This window comes from Mycobacterium sp., assembly GCF_040509115.1.
Classification (GTDB): domain Bacteria; phylum Actinomycetota; class Actinomycetes; order Mycobacteriales; family Mycobacteriaceae; genus Mycobacterium.
This window is the reverse complement of sequence record NZ_JBEVLO010000087.1, coordinates 1-14,264: the sequence shown is the minus strand read 5'-3', so window position 1 is coordinate 14,264 and position 14,264 is coordinate 1. Positions and strand designations below refer to the sequence as shown.

The window sequence follows — 14,264 nt, the reverse complement described above, 5'->3', positions numbered from 1 at the left end:
CCTGCTGTCTTTCGAAGGTGTCTGCCGTCTTTCGAGGGTCTCAGCCCAACTCGGTGAGCACCGCTCGGACGGTTTCGATCGCGGCGTCGATCTCGTCGCGTGACACGATGAGGGCCGGCCGGAAGCGGACACTGTCCGGACCGCTGGCGAGCATGATGACGCGGCGATTCCACAGCTCGACCACCAGCGCGTCGCGTTGGGCGGCCGTCGGCATGCTGAACGCACACATCAACCCTCGACCGCGCGGGTCGATCACCAGTGCCGGGAACTCGGCGGCCAGCTCCCTCAGCCGGCTCATCAGGTGCTCGCCGACCTCGCGGACGTTGTCGAGCAGGTTCTCGGACTCGATGGTCTCGAGGATGCGACGCGACCGGACCATGTCGGTCAGGTTGCCGCCCCAGGTCGAGTTGATGCGGGAGCTGACGGCGAAGACGTTGTCGGCCACCTCGTCGACACGGGTCTTGAACTGCGCCTCACGTGCACGGCCGCCTGCCATCACACCGCATACCTGAGTCTTCTTGCCGAACGCCACGACGTCGGGCGTCACGCCCAGCTGCTGGAAGGCCCAAGCGGTGCCCGTCATGCCGCAGCCCGTCTGCACCTCGTCGAAGATCAGCAGTGCGTCGAACTCGTCGCACAGCTCCCGCATCGCGGCGAAGAACTCGGGACGGAAGTGGCGATCGCCACCCTCACCCTGGATCGGCTCGGCGAGGAAGCACGCGATGTCGTGCGGGTTGGCCTCGAATGCGGCGCGGGCCTGCCGGAGGGACTCGGCCTCCAACTCGGCCATGGCGGCATCGTCGAGGCCCGAGCGAAGGTACGGCGCGTCGATCCGCGGCCAGTCGAACTTCGGGAAGCGCGCGACCTTGTTGGGATCGGTGTTGGTTAGCGACAGCGTGTATCCGCTGCGGCCGTGGAACGCGCCTCGCAGGTGCAGCACCTTGGTGCCAAGTTCGGGATCCAGGCCGTGAGCTTCGTTGAAGCGGCTCTTCCAGTCGAAGGCGACCTTGAGCGCGTTCTCGACGGCCAGTGCGCCGCCGTCGACGAAGAACAGGTGCGGCAGGGCGGGGTCGCCGAGCACGCGGGCGAACGCCTCGACGAAGCGCGCCATCGGCACGGTGTAGACGTCGGAGTTGCTCGGCTTGTTCACCGCGGCGGCAGCGAGTTCGGCGCGGAACGCGTCGTCGTCGGCGAGGGCGGGGTGGTTCATGCCGAGTGCGGAGGACGCGAAGAACGTGAACATGTCGAGGTAGTGGTCGCCGGTCCTGGCGTCGACGAGGTAGGAACCCGCCGAACGGTCGATGTCGAGGACGAAGTCGAGCCCGTCGGCGAGGATGCTTCGACTCAGCACGTCACGCACGTCGTCGGGGTTCACCCGGGTGGTGGCGGTCAGGGCAGGCGATGGCAGAACAGCGGTCATACCGTCATCCTAACGGATATTTTACGCCCCACACGCCGTCAGGCAGGATTTTCTACGGTATGAAGTCGCGACCCTCGTAAAAAGTCTGTAAGATGATCGTGCTTCGGGTGCGCACGTTAGCCGTGGTCCGTATCTGTTGCAGCAGGTCCTCGAGCGCCCGCCCCGACCGGACCCGCACCAGGAGGACGTAACTCTCGTCCCCGGCCACCGAGTGACACGACACGATGGCCTCGATGTGTTCGAGTCGGGCTGGAGCATCATCGGGCTGCGAGGGATCGAGAGGAGTGATGGAGACGAACGCCGACAGCATGTTCCCGACTGTCTCGGGATCGATCTTTGCCTGGTACCCCGTCACCACTCCGCGGGTCTCCAGCCTGCGCACGCGGGATTGCACCGCGGACACCGACAACCCCGCACTCGCGGCCAGCTGCGCCAGCGTCGCCCGCCCGTCGGCGACCAGTTCCCGCACCAGGATCCGGTCGATCTCGTCGAGCTCATCCGCACCCTCACCCATGGCCGGAGACTATCGCAGCCCCATCTACGGAAGAGCGCAATGAGTCCCTCGACGATGGTCCGCGCCTCGGACCTGCGGGCCCGCTTCGCGGCCGCACTATCCCGGATGTACGGCACCGAGGTCCCCGCCTACACGACGCTTGTCGACGTCAGCACCGAGGTCAATCGGGACTGCGCGGGCGTGGGCAGCTACGTCGATCGGCTCGGGTCACTCGACCGCGTCACCGCCGAGCGCCACGGCGCGATCCGCGTCGGCAACGCGCGGGAACTCGCCGACGTCGCCGACCTGTTCGCCGCCTTCGGCATGTACCCGGTGGGTTTCTACGATCTGCGCGACGCGGCGTGGCCCGTGCCCGTCGTGTCGACCGCCTTCCGCCCCATCGACGAGGACGAACTGGCGCGCAACCCGTTCCGAGTGTTCACCTCGATGCTGGCCACCGCCGACGCCCGCTTCTTCGACGACGAGCTCCGGCCGCGCGTCGAGCGATTCCTCTCCGAGCGTCAGCTGTTCGATCCCGCCTTGATCGCCCGCGCGCGGGTCATCGCCTCCGACGGTGGCTGCCGACGGGCGGACGCCGACGACTTCGTCTCGCGGGCGGTGTCGTCGTTCGCCCTGTCGCGCGAACCGATCGACGCAGGGTGGTACACCGAGTTGTCCCAGGTGTCGGCGGTCGCCGCTGACATCGCGGGAGTGGCGTCCACCCACGTCAACCACCTGACGCCGCGAGTGCTCGACATCGACGAGCTGTACCGGCGCATGGTCGCCAGGGGCATCGTCATGACCGGCACCATCCAGGGCCCGCCGCGCTGGGACGGGCCGGACGTGCTGCTGCGTCAGACGTCATTCCGGGCGTTGTCCGAACCCCGATGGTTCCGCGACTCCGAGGGGATCGTCACCGAGGGCAAGCTGCGGGTGCGGTTCGGTGAGGTGGAGGCTCGCGGCGTCGCACTGACGCGCAAGGGCCGCGAGCGCTACGACGCCGCCATGAACGACGTCCCGGGGCAGGAGCGCGGCGGCTCGGGGGGTGACGGGAATCCCGCTGAGTCGTGGGCTCGGCACTTCCCCGGCACCGACGCGGAGCTGGCCGCCGAGGGGCTGGCCTACTACCGAGGCGGCGACCCGACCAAACCCGTTGTCTACGAAGACTTCCTGCCGGCGTCCGCCGCGGGCATCTTCCGGTCCAATCTCGATTCGGACGCCGCCGCGGTCGACGCGGGCGACGACACCGATTACAGCGAAGGCTGGATGGCGGGCGCCATCGGCCACCACCTGCACGATCCGTACGACCTCTACGAGAAAGCAGCATCATGACGAACCACCCGACCGTCCTCCCGACCGCCGACGAGCTCCGCGACCGGGCCCGTGCGGCATTGAAGGCCGTCGGCTCGGCAATCGAGCTGGGCGAGCCAGGCGGCCGCGGCCTTCAGGCCAGCACCCCCGTCACGGGCGACGTGCTGTTCACGGTCACCGAGACCACCACCCGCGCGGCCGAGGACGCCATCGCCGAAGCGGCGCACGCATTTACGACGTGGCGGACGACACCCGCGCCGGTTCGCGGCGCGCTCGTCGCGCGGCTCGGCGAGCTGCTCGTCGAACACAAAGCGGATCTGGGCACCCTCGTCACCATCGAGGCGGGCAAGATCACCTCCGAGGCACTCGGCGAGGTCCAGGAGATGATCGACATCTGCCAGTTCGCCGTCGGTCTGTCCCGCCAGCTGTATGGCAAGACCATCGCCTCCGAGCGCCCGGGCCACCGGCTGATGGAGACGTGGCATCCGCTCGGCGTCGTCGGCGTCATCACCGCCTTCAACTTCCCCGTTGCGGTCTGGGCGTGGAACACCGCGGTCGCACTGGTCTGCGGTGACACCGTCGTCTGGAAGCCCTCGGAGTTGACCCCACTGACCGCCATCGCCTGCCAGGCCCTGATCGAGCGCGCTGCTGACGACGTCGGCGCGCCGCGCAACGTGAGCCGACTCATTCAGGGCGGCAGGGACATTGGCGAGCTCTTGGTCGACGATCCACGGGTCGCGCTGGTCAGCGCGACCGGCTCGGTGCGCATGGGTCAGCAGGTCGGACCGCGGGTGGCTCAGCGTTTCGGCAAGTCGCTGCTGGAGCTCGGCGGCAACAACGCCGCGATCGTGACGCCGTCCGCCGACCTCGACCTGGCCGTCCGCGGCATCGTGTTCTCCGCCGCAGGGACGGCCGGTCAGCGCTGCACGACGCTGCGGCGGGTGATCGCGCACAACTCGGTGATCGACTCTCTCGTCGAGCGCATCACGTCGGCGTACCGCAGCCTGCCCATCGGAGATCCGTCGGCCGATGGCACCCTCATCGGCCCGCTGATCCACGAGCGCTCCTACCGCGACATGGTCGGTGCCCTGGAGAAGGCACGCGCCGATGGCGGCGAGGTCGTGGGCGGGGAACGCCGCGAACTTGGCGAGGGCTCGTTCTACGTCACGCCCGCCGTGGTCCGGATGCCGTCGCAGACGGCAGTGGTGCACGACGAGACGTTCGCACCGATCCTCTACGTACTCGGCTACGACACCCTTGACGAGGCCATCGATCTGAACAACGCCGTGCCGCAGGGCCTTTCGTCGGCCATCTTCACCACCGACATGCGCGAGGCCGAGCGGTTCATGGCGGCCGATGGCTCGGACTGCGGCATCGCCAACGTCAACATCGGCACCTCGGGCGCGGAGATCGGCGGCGCGTTCGGCGGCGAGAAGCAGACCGGCGGCGGCCGCGAATCCGGGTCGGATTCGTGGCGGGCGTACATGCGGCGGGCCACCAACACCGTCAACTACAGCTCCGAGCTGCCGCTCGCGCAGGGCGTGCACTTCGGCTAGGAGCGCACCGACCCAAACCCCGGGTCGCTGCGCTACTGTCCGCCGAACGTAAACTCGCGGCGTGAGCGAGCAGGTTGAACAGAGAGAGTTCCAGGCAGAAGCCCGCCAGCTGTTGCAGTTGATGGTGCACTCCATCTACTCCAACAAGGATTCGTTCCTGCGGGAGCTGATCTCCAACGCATCCGACGCACTGGACAAGCTTCGCCTCGAAGCGTTCCGCAACAAGGACCTCGACGTGGACACGTCGGACCTTCACATCGAGGTCGAGATCGGGGCGACGGGGTCGGAGGGAGCGACCCGCACGCTGACCATCCGGGACAACGGCATCGGCATGACGCGCGACGAGGTGGTCGACCTCATCGGCACCCTCGCCAAGTCCGGGACCGGAGAGCTGCGTCAAAGGCTGCGGGAGGCGAACCAGGCCGGCGACACGGAAGAGCTCATCGGTCAGTTCGGCATCGGGTTCTACTCGACTTTCATGGTGGCCGACACGGTCGAACTCCTGACCCGCAAGGCGGGCGAAAGCTCGGCGACGCGTTGGGAATCCAGCGGTGACGGCACCTACACCATCGAGACGGTGGACGACGCCCCGCAGGGGACGTCGGTGAAGCTGCACCTCAAGCCCGCGGACGCCGAGAACGCCCTCCACGACTACGCGGCGCCGTGGAAGATCAGGGAGCTCGTCAAGAAGTACTCCGACTTCATTTCCTGGCCGATCCGGATGGACGTCGAGAAGACCGTTCCGGCGGCTGAGGAGGGCGGCGAGCCCACCGTCACCGTCGAGACGGAGACGCTGAACTCCCGGACCGCACTGTGGGCCAAGCCCAAGAGCGAGGTCTCCGACGAGGAGTACAAGGAGTTCTACAAGCACGTCGCCCACGCCTGGGACGAGCCGCTCGAGGTCATCGCGATGAAGGCCGAGGGCACCTTCGAGTACCAGGCGCTGCTGTTCATCCCGTCGATGGCGCCGTTCGACCTGTTCAACCGCGACGGGCACACTGGCATCCAGCTGTACGTCAAGCGCGTCTTCATCATGGGCGACTGCGACGAACTGATGCCCGAGTACCTGCGGTTCGTCAAGGGTGTCGTCGACGCCCAGGACATGTCGCTCAACGTGTCTCGCGAGATCCTGCAGCAGGACCGCCAGATCAAGGTGATCCGACGCAGCCTGACCAAGAAGGTGCTGTCGGCGATCAAGGATCTACAGGCCAACCGTCCGGACGACTACGCGACCTTCTGGACACAGTTCGGCCGGGTGTTCAAGGAGGGGTTGCTCTCCGACGCCGACAACCGCGACGCCGTGTTGGGGTTGTCGTCGTTCGCGTCGACGTTCAGCGGGACCGGGGCGAGCGGAGCGACGGGGGATGTCACCGCCCCGACGACCCTGGCCGACTACGTCGGGCGGATGAAGGACGGCCAGGACCAGATCTTCTACGCGACCGGCGAGTCGCGGCAGCTCCTGGAGCGCTCACCGCACCTGGAGGCGTTCAAGGCCAAGGGCTACGAAGTGCTGCTGCTGACCGACCCCGTCGACGAGGTGTGGGTGGAGTCGGTGCCGGAGTTCGACGGCAAGTCGCTGCAGTCGGTCGCCAAGGGCGAGGTCGACCTGGGCGCCTCCGAGGACGGAGACGACGACGCGGCCAAGGGTGACTTCGCCGAACTGTTGACCTGGTTGCAGGAGACCCTGGACGAACACGTCAAGGAGGTACGGCTGTCGACGCGGCTGACGTCGTCGCCGGCGTGCCTGATCACCGACACGTTCGGCATCACCCCGCAGTTGGCCCGCATGTATCGCGCGTCGGGGCAGGAGGTGCCCGTCGGAAAGCGGATCCTCGAGCTCAACCCCGATCATGCGCTGGTCACGGGTCTGCGTCAGGCCCTGGCCGAATCGTCGGAACGGGAAGGCCTTCCCGAGACCGCCGAATTGCTGTATGGGACCGCACTTCTCGCCGAGGGTGGTGCGCTCGACGATCCGGCGCGGTTCGCAGCACTGCTGGCCGACCGGTTGGCGCGGACGGTTTAGCCCCGCCGCCCTGTAAGAATGGCCGCATGCACATCGAGGGCACCGTCGCAATCGTCACCGGCGCAGGTTCGGGAATCGGCCGCTCGCTGGCTGTCGCCTTGGCCGCCGCGGGTGCATCTGTCGTCGCGGGTGATCTGAACGGGCCCGGCACCGACGCGACCGTCGCGGAGATCGGGGCCACCGGAGGTTCTGCCGTTGGCATCACGGCCGACGCATCGACCGTCGAGGGCATCACCTCGCTGATCGATTCGGCGCGTGTGCAATTCGGTCCGGTAGACGTCTTCGTCGCCAACGCCGGGATCATCGGCGCGCCTGGACTCGGCGACGAGGACGACTGGGACCGCATCATCGACGTGAACCTGCGTGGGCACGTCCGGGCGGCGACGCTGCTGGTCCCCGACTGGATCGCCCGCGGCCGAGGCCACTTCGTCGGCGTCGCATCCGCGGCGGGTCTACTGACGCAGGTGGGCGCCGCCGGTTACGCGGTGACCAAGCACGCGGCGGTCGGCTTCGCCGAGTGGCTCTCGATCACCTACGGCGACAAGGGCATCGGCGTGTCGTGCGTCTGCCCGATGGGGGTGGACACTCCCCTGCTGAACGGCATCACCGATTCGGCGGATCCCGCCGCGCGGATGGCCGGCGCGGCGGTGCGCAATGCGGGCGAGGTGGTGGGTCCGCAGCGGGTCGCCGAGCTGACCGTCGAGGCCATCCGCGACGGCCGGTTCCTGGTGCTGCCGCACCCCGTGGTGCTCGACATGTACCGGCACAAGGGCGCCGACTACGACCGCTGGCTCGCCGGAATGCGGCGCTACCAGGGCACGGTCGGCTGAAGGGCGGTCGGACGACAGCCGATCACGTATTCAGCTCGAGCCCGGCGTCCCTGGCTTCCTCGAGCAGGATCGGCACGGCGGTCGTGGCGGCGTGAATGCCGATGACGCTTGCGATCTCCATTACCTCGAGAATCTCACCCGCCGTCGCGCCGTAGCCGATCGCGTTCTCGATGTGCAGCTTGAGCCCCGGGACGTAGAGGTGGGTGGCTGCGGTGTCGAATGCGATGTACACGAGCTCCTTGACCTTCGGCGACAACGTTCCCGACTTCCACGGCACACTGGAGAAGGCGGTGTAGGTCTCGAAGAGGTCGGGGTCGAGTTCGAGCATCTCGTCCCAGAAGGGATGCCAGTACCCTCGGTTCTCGGTGAACTCGGCCTTGATGCGCTCCTGGTTGGCATCGAGGGGGGTGGGGCCGCTGCGCAGGCCCTTCTCCACGAGCACCTGGACGAGGAGCGGCACCCCGATGTTCATGGCGTGGATGCCGAGCGTCGAGGTCAGCTCGATGACCTCCATGATCTCCGCGGGGGTGGCGCCCGCGGCGAACGCCGCCTTGATGTGCTGGCGCACGCCAGGCGCATACATGTGCGTCGCGGCGGCATCGACCGCGATGAACATGAACTCCTTGGTCTTGTCGTCGAGGTGGTTGTGGCCATCGCGCCACGGCACGGATGAGAAGCCCGTGTAGGCCTCCAAGAAGTCGGGGTCGAGCAGCAAGATGCTCTCCCAGAGATCGCTCCACGTGCCGCGAATGCGGACGAAGTCGTCCTTGACCTGCTGCTGGCGCGTCGTCAATGACATATTCACTCTCCCTTGAGTATTCGTGATTGCTTCAGTGACTGCTTGCTTCAATGACTGCTTGCTTCAGTGACTGCTTGCTTCGTTGGCCGAGGCGATCCACCGGGCGACCTCGGTGTGGTCGGCGGTAGGTTCCAGCTCGTCGGCCGCACGGCTCCAGAGCTCGACGGCCTCGTCGCCGAGGGTGGGTTCGACGTCGACCGCGCGAGCGAGCGCGGTGGCGATCTTCATGTCCTTGAGCATCAGGCGCAGCCCGAAACCGGAGTCGTACCCTCCCGGCAAGATGAAGTTGGGCCACTTGTTCTCGGTGGAACCGCTTCGCCCACTCGACCCGTTGAATACCGACAGCATGACCTCGGGGTCCAGTCCGAATCTCTGCCCGGCGATCATCGCCTCGCTCGTCACCCAGAGGTGGGTCGCGGACATCAGATTGTTGAGCGCCTTGACGGCGTGGCCCGCGCCGACGTCGCCCGCTCGGACGGGTCGGCCGAGCAACTCGAGCACTGGCTTCACGCGATCGACGATCTCGACGTCGCCGCCGACCATGATCGTCAGCTTTCCGCTCTCGGCTCCCCGGACTCCACCCGAGACGGGGGCGTCGATGAGGTGGATGCCTCGCTGGGCCAGTTCCTCGGCGAGTTCTCGCGTGCGCACGGGCTCCGAAGAGCTCATGTCGACGACGACGCTGCCGGATGCCAAGGCGGCCGCGACATCGGCGTCGTGCAGTACGGCGCTGACGACGTTCGAGTCGGGCAGCATCAGGACGACGAGGTCGCCGACCGCGGCTTCACCGGCGGATTGCACTGGGGTGCCGCCGGCTTCGGCGAGATGGTCCAGCGCCTCGGTGGCGAGGTCGAACCCGAGCACCCGGTGGCCGCTCTCGACGAGCAGACGCGCCATGGGGCTGCCCATCTTGCCAAGCCCGATGAACCCGATCGTCAGTGGCGCCGTGGCGGATTCAGACATCGACACCCATCTCGTTCAACACCCGCTCCGCAACGCGGAAGGACTCGAGTGCCGCAGGCACACCCACGTAGACGGCTGCCTGGATGAGCACCTCCTGGATCTGCGCGGGCGTGACGCCGTTGTTGATCGCTCCTCGCACGTGCACGCCGAGCTCGTGCATGCGGTTGAGAGAGGTGAGCATGGCGAGGTTCAACATCGAGCGTGTCTGCCGATCGATGCCGTCGCGCGACCAGACCTCACCCCAGCAGTACTCGGACACGAATTCCTGGATGGGCCGGGAGAATTCGGTCACCGCGTCGAGGGACTTCTGCACGTGCGCGTCGCCGAGCACTTCCTTGCGGATCGCGATACCGCGTTGGAAGCTCTCGTCGTGCGTGCCGTCTGTCGTCATGTCGGGTTCTCCTCGGTGGTGGGTGCTGCGTACTCCTCGTCGGTGACCGGGACCTCCCAGGCAGTGACGCCCAACGAGATCGCGGTGTGCACCATGAAGCTGTCCGGCGCCGCGCCGTGCCAGTGCCGTTCGCCCGCAGGCACCCACACGGTGTCGCCTGCCCGCAGCACGTGCACGGGCTCGCCCGCCGACTGGATGAGGCCGCGGCCTGCCAGCACTTGAAGGATCTGGCCCCGTTCGTGCGAGTGCCAATGGGTGCGGGCCCCCGGCGTGAAGTCGACGGTGTTGATGGTGATGCCGTCGGTGGCAGGCATGGTGAGGTACGGATAGGCGGCGCCGGTGAACTGCGAGCCCGGCTTGCCTGCGACCCCGGCCTGCGCTCGAGCTGGTGTGATGATCACGCAACGTCTCCATTCGGGTCGTGCAGGCGGATTCCTCCCGAGATGTCGCCGATCGCATCGACGACGGTGTTGCTGATTTCGTCGGCATAGCCGAGTTGGCGGGCGAGACCGAAGGCGGCTACCGGTCCCGGCGCGTTGAGGCTGGCGACGCCGAGCCGTGCCACCAGGTCGAGGTACAGCGACACGTCCTTGAGCATCAGGGTGTTGGTGAGCCCGCCCTTGAGGTAGTCGCCCTCGATGATCTTCGGGAAGCGGTTGGTGCTTGCGAAGCTCACCCCCGAACTGGCGTTGATGACGTCGAGCACGGTCTTGAGGTCGAGGTCCGCCTTCTTCGCCGCGACCATGACTTCGGCTGTCGCCGAGAGGGTTACGGCGTTGAGGAAGTTGTTCAGGAGCTTCACCGTATGGCCCGCACCGCTGCCCCCGCAGTGAAAGATCTTCTCCGCGAACAGCTCCAGCGCGGGCCGCGCGATCTCGGTCGCGGCGACGTCACCGCCGACCATGAGGGTCAGGGTCCCCTTCTCGGCCGCCGCTGCGCCACCGGAGATGCCCGCGTCGAGATAGGTTGCGCTGCGCGCGGCGACGTCCGCCGCGATGCGCCGGGTCGAGTCTGGTGCGGACGTCGATAGGTCGACGATCACCTGCCCGGGCCGCACCGCCTCGAGGAAGGCGGGATCGGAGTACACGACGGTCTCGACGACCTTGCTGTCGGGCAGGGACATCAATACCACGTCGCAGCCCGCCACCACGGCGGCCGCGGTGGGTGCGGCGGTGGCGCCGACTTCCTCGGCGGCACCCGCGCGGCTGTCGAAGCCGAGTACCTCGACCCCGGCCCGCACGATGCATCCCGTCATGCGACCGCCCATGTTGCCGAGCCCGATGAACCCGATTTTCGGTATCCGTGCCGTCATCGACCCCACTCCTTCGAATAGAGGGCGTCGTCGACGGCGCCCGCATCCCATGCTCCGGCGCCGCCGGATGGCCGCACCGTGTTGACGATCGAGGCGCCGCCGTCGACCGCGATGATCTCCCCCGTCATGTACGTCGCATCGTCGCTGAGCACGAACGAGACGACCCCGGCGATCTCCGCGGCCTTGCCCGCTCGCCGCAACGGCGTCGTGGAGGCGCGCTGTTCCATGTCGTTCTTGCCACCCGAGGTCGAGGCGGCCGCGGCGAACAGCTCGGTCGGCACGATGCCTGGGGCGACACCGTTGACGCGGATGCCGAGCGGGCCGCCGTAGACGGCCGCCGCGTGGACGAGCCCGACCACTGCGTGTTTCGAGGTTTGATACGGGAGCAGATCGGCCGAACCAGTGTGTCCCGCAATGGAAGCGGTGACGGCAATCGATCCGCGGGTGTTCTGCTGCCGATACAGCCGGAAAGCGGCCCTCAGCCCTAGGAACTGGCCGCGGACGTTGACCGCCATCACGCGCTCGAAGTCGTCCAGCGCCAGATCGGGGAGCTCCGCAAAGCTGCCGAAGATGCCGGCATTCAGATGGTGCAGATCGATGCGGCCGAACTTCTGGACGCCTGCGGTCACGTAGGCGTCGACGCCCTCCTCCTCGGAGATGTCCGCACGCACGCCAATGGACTCGGTCGGCAATGCGGCCGCGAGCGCGTCGACGGCGTCGCCGTTGACGTCGACCGCAACGACGTTCGCACCGTCGTCGGCCAGCCGCTCCGCCGACGCACGACCGAGACCTGATGCGGCCCCCGTGACGACGGCCACGCGACCGGCGAATCGACCCGGCGTGACCTTGGGTGCGCTCACGCCAGCGATCCGATCGTGGCGGCGATCCCCGCTAGTTCACCTTCGGTGACGGGGGTGAATCGCGACAGGGTGGCGGGGTCGTGACCCGACACCAGATGGGTGACCCGACCCGACGAGACCAGCTCGTTGATCGTGTCGAAGCCCTGATACATCGCGGGCAGATCGGCGACGAAGGCGAAGGGCATGTCGGCGTCGAGCTCCTCGTAGTAGTGCATAGCGTCCGACGCAAGGAGCACGGTTCCCTCGTCGGTCGAGACGAACACGATGCTGAGTCCCGGTGTGTGGCCACCGATTTCATGCAAGGTGACACCCGGCGCCAGCTCGAGTGAGCCCGTGTACGTACGTACGCGGCCCTGCTCGGCGGCTGCGACGAGTGCGGCGATGTCGTCGTCTTCGACCGAGTAGTGGAATTGCTTGCGGCCGCCGAGCGGTCCGGTCCAGAATTCGACCTCCCGCTGAGCGATGACGAGTGTGGACTTCGGGAAGATGCCGAGATTGCCGATGTGGTCGTAGTGCGCATGCGTCACGACGACGTCCGGTGCGGCGTCGGGGTCCACGCCGAGCGCCGCATAGGCGCGGGCAGGGTCGATGCCGAAGGTACGGTTGCGCACCTCACCGCCGTGCCTGGAGAAGCCGGTGTCGACGACGATCGTGCGGTCGGCGTTCTGCAGCACCCAGAAGAAGTAGTCCATCCCGATCGGACCGTCGTCCTGACCGTAGATGTGGTGGTTGAGGTAGACGTCCGACTTGCGGGTCGAACGCTCTCCGTACTTGACGATGGTGACCCGATAGGTATCGGAGCTCATTGAGCGGTTCCCTTCGATCCGAACGCGATGGGCGGCACGTCCGCAGTGCCTGCCTCACCAGCATGGTGCTCGTCGGCATGTCGTTCGCTGGCGATGTCCCGTCCTGCCGTCTCGGGCAGCCACTTGACGATGACCACCAGCGCGAGCGCCGCGACGAGCACCAGGTACCCGGCGGGGGCAACCGCACTTCCCGTGGCTCCGGCAATCCAGGCGCCGATGAACGGACCGGGTCCGGCGATGAAGGCCAGCGCGAAGTTGAACCCCAGGGCGCTGCTCGAGGCACGGGTCGAGGCGGGAAACAGTTCGACGAGCATGACGACGGTCGTCACGCTGACCAGACACTGGGCGAGGCTCAGGATGCAGATCCCCGCGACGACGGCGACACCCTGACCGCCCGACATCATCAAGAAGACGGGGAAGGGCAGCACGACGTACCCGATCGTGCCGATGATGTTGAGTCTGCGGCGGCCGAAGCGATCGGAGAGCGCGCCAGCCACCGGGCAGAGGACCATGTAGACGGTCAGACCGATCGCGGCGAGGCCGAGCGCGGTGCCGCGATCGAGCTTCACCGTCGAAATCAGATAGTTCACAACGTATGTCGCGAGGTAGTAGAAGCCGAGACCTTGAACTGCGGCGATCGCGAGGGTGAGGAGGATGGGCTTGACGTTGCGCCGAAAGCCACGAAACACCGCGAGCCGATCAGGGGCCTGGGCGGACTGCTCGCGCTTGACCTTCTCGAACACCGGGGTCTCGGACAGCCGCGACCGGATGTAGAGGCCGACCAGTGCCAGCGGCGCCGCCATGAGGAAGGGCACCCGCCAGCCCCAGCTCAGGATCTGCTCCTCGGCGAGCACGGAGTTGAGTAGCAGAGCGAAGAGACTACCGACGATGGTCGCAAGCGCGGCAGTGCCCGACACGACGCTCGCGAAGATCCCGCGACGATTGGTGGGGGTTGATTCGACGAGGAACGCCGCAGAGCCCGTCCACTCGCCCCCCGCCGACAAGCCCTGTACACATCGCAGGAGGACGAGTAGACAGGGCGCGGCTATGCCGATGGTCGCAAAGTCGGGGAGCACGCCGATCAACGTCGTTGCGGCGCCCATTGCCACCACCGAGACGGCGAGCTGAACCCGCCGGCCGTACTTGTCGCCGATGGGGCCGAGCACGAAGCCGCCCAACGGGCGCATCACGAACCCGACTGCGAAGACCGCGAGCGATGACAGCAGCGCGACGAACGGCGAGGTGTCTGGCGGGAAGAAGAGTTGTCCGATGATCGCCGCGAAGAACCCGTATACGGCGAAGTCGAACCACTCCATGAAGTTTCCGATGCCGACGGCGACGGCGATTCGGGCCCGACTCGGCTGTGCCCCAGCAGCATTCGTGCCAGTCGCATTCATGTCAGTCGCATTCGTGTCCACGGTCGACCTCCTGTGCTGTATCTCCGTCGATGAGCGGCAGTGGTTCCAACGTACAACAGGATTGTATGACAGTCATTCAATC

At 67.0% G+C, this 14,264-nt stretch carries 14 protein-coding genes; 4 read left to right on the top strand and 10 right to left on the bottom strand.

Annotation, left to right across the window (positions count from 1 at the left end; all coding sequences use genetic code 11):
- Nucleotides 1–40 precede the first annotated feature (40 nt).
- Both lat and ABW137_RS07455 read right to left on the bottom strand, forming a co-directional pair.
- Nucleotides 41–1,420 (bottom strand): L-lysine 6-transaminase, encoded by a 1,380-nt coding sequence (gene lat / locus ABW137_RS07460; RefSeq protein WP_526398447.1) that lies wholly within the window; start codon nt 1,418–1,420, stop codon nt 41–43.
- A 52-nt stretch (nt 1,421–1,472) separates the two neighbouring features.
- Nucleotides 1,473–1,934 carry an Lrp/AsnC family transcriptional regulator gene (locus ABW137_RS07455; protein WP_526398445.1) on the bottom strand — a complete coding sequence of 154 codons (462 nt, stop codon included), beginning with the start codon at nt 1,932–1,934 and terminating at the stop codon, nt 1,473–1,475.
- A gap of 39 nt (nt 1,935–1,973) precedes the next feature.
- Here ABW137_RS07455 and hglS point away from each other — a divergent pair, with 39 nt between their 5' ends.
- The 4 genes from hglS (at nt 1,974) to ABW137_RS07435 (ending at nt 7,633) form a co-directional block, all read left to right on the top strand.
- Nucleotides 1,974–3,245: a 2-oxoadipate dioxygenase/decarboxylase gene (gene hglS, locus ABW137_RS07450; protein WP_526398443.1), complete on the top strand. Its 1,272-nt coding sequence runs from the start codon at nt 1,974–1,976 to the stop codon at nt 3,243–3,245.
- Nucleotides 3,242–4,780 carry an L-piperidine-6-carboxylate dehydrogenase gene (gene amaB / locus ABW137_RS07445; RefSeq protein ID WP_526398441.1) on the top strand — a complete coding sequence of 513 codons (1,539 nt, stop codon included), beginning with the start codon at nt 3,242–3,244 and terminating at the stop codon, nt 4,778–4,780. Before hglS ends, amaB begins: the two co-directional genes overlap by 4 nt.
- Nucleotides 4,781–4,841: 61 nt before the next feature.
- Nucleotides 4,842–6,803: a molecular chaperone HtpG gene (htpG, locus tag ABW137_RS07440; RefSeq protein WP_526398439.1), complete on the top strand. Its 1,962-nt coding sequence runs from the start codon at nt 4,842–4,844 to the stop codon at nt 6,801–6,803.
- A 26-nt stretch (nt 6,804–6,829) separates the two neighbouring features.
- Nucleotides 6,830–7,633, top strand: coding sequence for an SDR family NAD(P)-dependent oxidoreductase (locus ABW137_RS07435; protein WP_526398437.1), 804 nt, complete (start codon nt 6,830–6,832; stop codon nt 7,631–7,633).
- A 22-nt stretch (nt 7,634–7,655) separates the two neighbouring features.
- On the opposite strand, the gene ABW137_RS07430 is transcribed toward ABW137_RS07435, so the two are convergent.
- The 8 genes from ABW137_RS07430 to ABW137_RS07395 all read right to left on the bottom strand — a co-directional run bounded on the left by ABW137_RS07430 (nt 7,656) and on the right by ABW137_RS07395 (nt 14,161).
- A complete protein-coding gene (locus ABW137_RS07430; RefSeq protein ID WP_526398436.1) occupies nt 7,656–8,432 on the bottom strand; it encodes a carboxymuconolactone decarboxylase family protein in 777 nt (258 codons plus the stop codon).
- 63 nt (nt 8,433–8,495) lie between these two features.
- Nucleotides 8,496–9,395 carry an NAD(P)-dependent oxidoreductase gene (locus ABW137_RS07425; protein ID WP_526398434.1) on the bottom strand — a complete coding sequence of 300 codons (900 nt, stop codon included), beginning with the start codon at nt 9,393–9,395 and terminating at the stop codon, nt 8,496–8,498.
- Nucleotides 9,388–9,786 carry a carboxymuconolactone decarboxylase family protein gene (locus ABW137_RS07420; protein ID WP_526398432.1) on the bottom strand — a complete coding sequence of 133 codons (399 nt, stop codon included), beginning with the start codon at nt 9,784–9,786 and terminating at the stop codon, nt 9,388–9,390. The genes ABW137_RS07425 and ABW137_RS07420 overlap by 8 nt, the downstream gene beginning before the upstream one ends.
- On the bottom strand, nt 9,783–10,187 hold the full coding sequence (locus tag ABW137_RS07415) for a cupin domain-containing protein (RefSeq protein ID WP_526398430.1): 405 nt from the start codon (nt 10,185–10,187) through the stop codon (nt 9,783–9,785). Before ABW137_RS07415 ends, ABW137_RS07420 begins: the two co-directional genes overlap by 4 nt.
- Nucleotides 10,184–11,098: an NAD(P)-dependent oxidoreductase gene (locus tag ABW137_RS07410; protein WP_526398428.1), complete on the bottom strand. Its 915-nt coding sequence runs from the start codon at nt 11,096–11,098 to the stop codon at nt 10,184–10,186. Before ABW137_RS07410 ends, ABW137_RS07415 begins: the two co-directional genes overlap by 4 nt.
- Nucleotides 11,095–11,958 (bottom strand): SDR family NAD(P)-dependent oxidoreductase, encoded by an 864-nt coding sequence (locus ABW137_RS07405; RefSeq protein WP_526398426.1) that lies wholly within the window; start codon nt 11,956–11,958, stop codon nt 11,095–11,097. Before ABW137_RS07405 ends, ABW137_RS07410 begins: the two co-directional genes overlap by 4 nt.
- Complete coding sequence (locus tag ABW137_RS07400) at nt 11,955–12,764, bottom strand: N-acyl homoserine lactonase family protein (RefSeq protein ID WP_526398424.1); 810 nt, start codon at nt 12,762–12,764, stop codon at nt 11,955–11,957. Before ABW137_RS07400 ends, ABW137_RS07405 begins: the two co-directional genes overlap by 4 nt.
- Nucleotides 12,761–14,161 (bottom strand): MFS transporter, encoded by a 1,401-nt coding sequence (locus ABW137_RS07395; protein WP_526398422.1) that lies wholly within the window; start codon nt 14,159–14,161, stop codon nt 12,761–12,763. The genes ABW137_RS07400 and ABW137_RS07395 overlap by 4 nt, the downstream gene beginning before the upstream one ends.
- Nucleotides 14,162–14,264: the final 103 nt, after the last annotated feature.

Excerpts from the sequence above, each read along its gene's own strand:
- lat (WP_526398447.1), bottom strand. The coding sequence starts at position 1,420 with ATGACCGCTGTTCTGCCATCGCCTGCCCTGACCGCCACCACCCGGGTG.
- ABW137_RS07455 (WP_526398445.1), bottom strand. The coding sequence starts at position 1,934 with ATGGGTGAGGGTGCGGATGAGCTCGACGAGATCGACCGGATCCTGGTG.
- hglS (WP_526398443.1), top strand. The coding sequence starts at position 1,974 with ATGAGTCCCTCGACGATGGTCCGCGCCTCGGACCTGCGGGCCCGCTTC.
- amaB (WP_526398441.1), top strand. The coding sequence starts at position 3,242 with ATGACGAACCACCCGACCGTCCTCCCGACCGCCGACGAGCTCCGCGAC.
- ABW137_RS07435 (WP_526398437.1), top strand. The coding sequence starts at position 6,830 with ATGCACATCGAGGGCACCGTCGCAATCGTCACCGGCGCAGGTTCGGGA.
- ABW137_RS07430 (WP_526398436.1), bottom strand. The coding sequence starts at position 8,432 with ATGTCATTGACGACGCGCCAGCAGCAGGTCAAGGACGACTTCGTCCGC.
- ABW137_RS07425 (WP_526398434.1), bottom strand. The coding sequence starts at position 9,395 with ATGTCTGAATCCGCCACGGCGCCACTGACGATCGGGTTCATCGGGCTT.
- ABW137_RS07420 (WP_526398432.1), bottom strand. The coding sequence starts at position 9,786 with ATGACGACAGACGGCACGCACGACGAGAGCTTCCAACGCGGTATCGCG.
- ABW137_RS07410 (WP_526398428.1), bottom strand. The coding sequence starts at position 11,098 with ATGACGGCACGGATACCGAAAATCGGGTTCATCGGGCTCGGCAACATG.
- ABW137_RS07400 (WP_526398424.1), bottom strand. The coding sequence starts at position 12,764 with ATGAGCTCCGATACCTATCGGGTCACCATCGTCAAGTACGGAGAGCGT.
- ABW137_RS07395 (WP_526398422.1), bottom strand. The coding sequence starts at position 14,161 with ATGAATGCGACTGGCACGAATGCTGCTGGGGCACAGCCGAGTCGGGCC.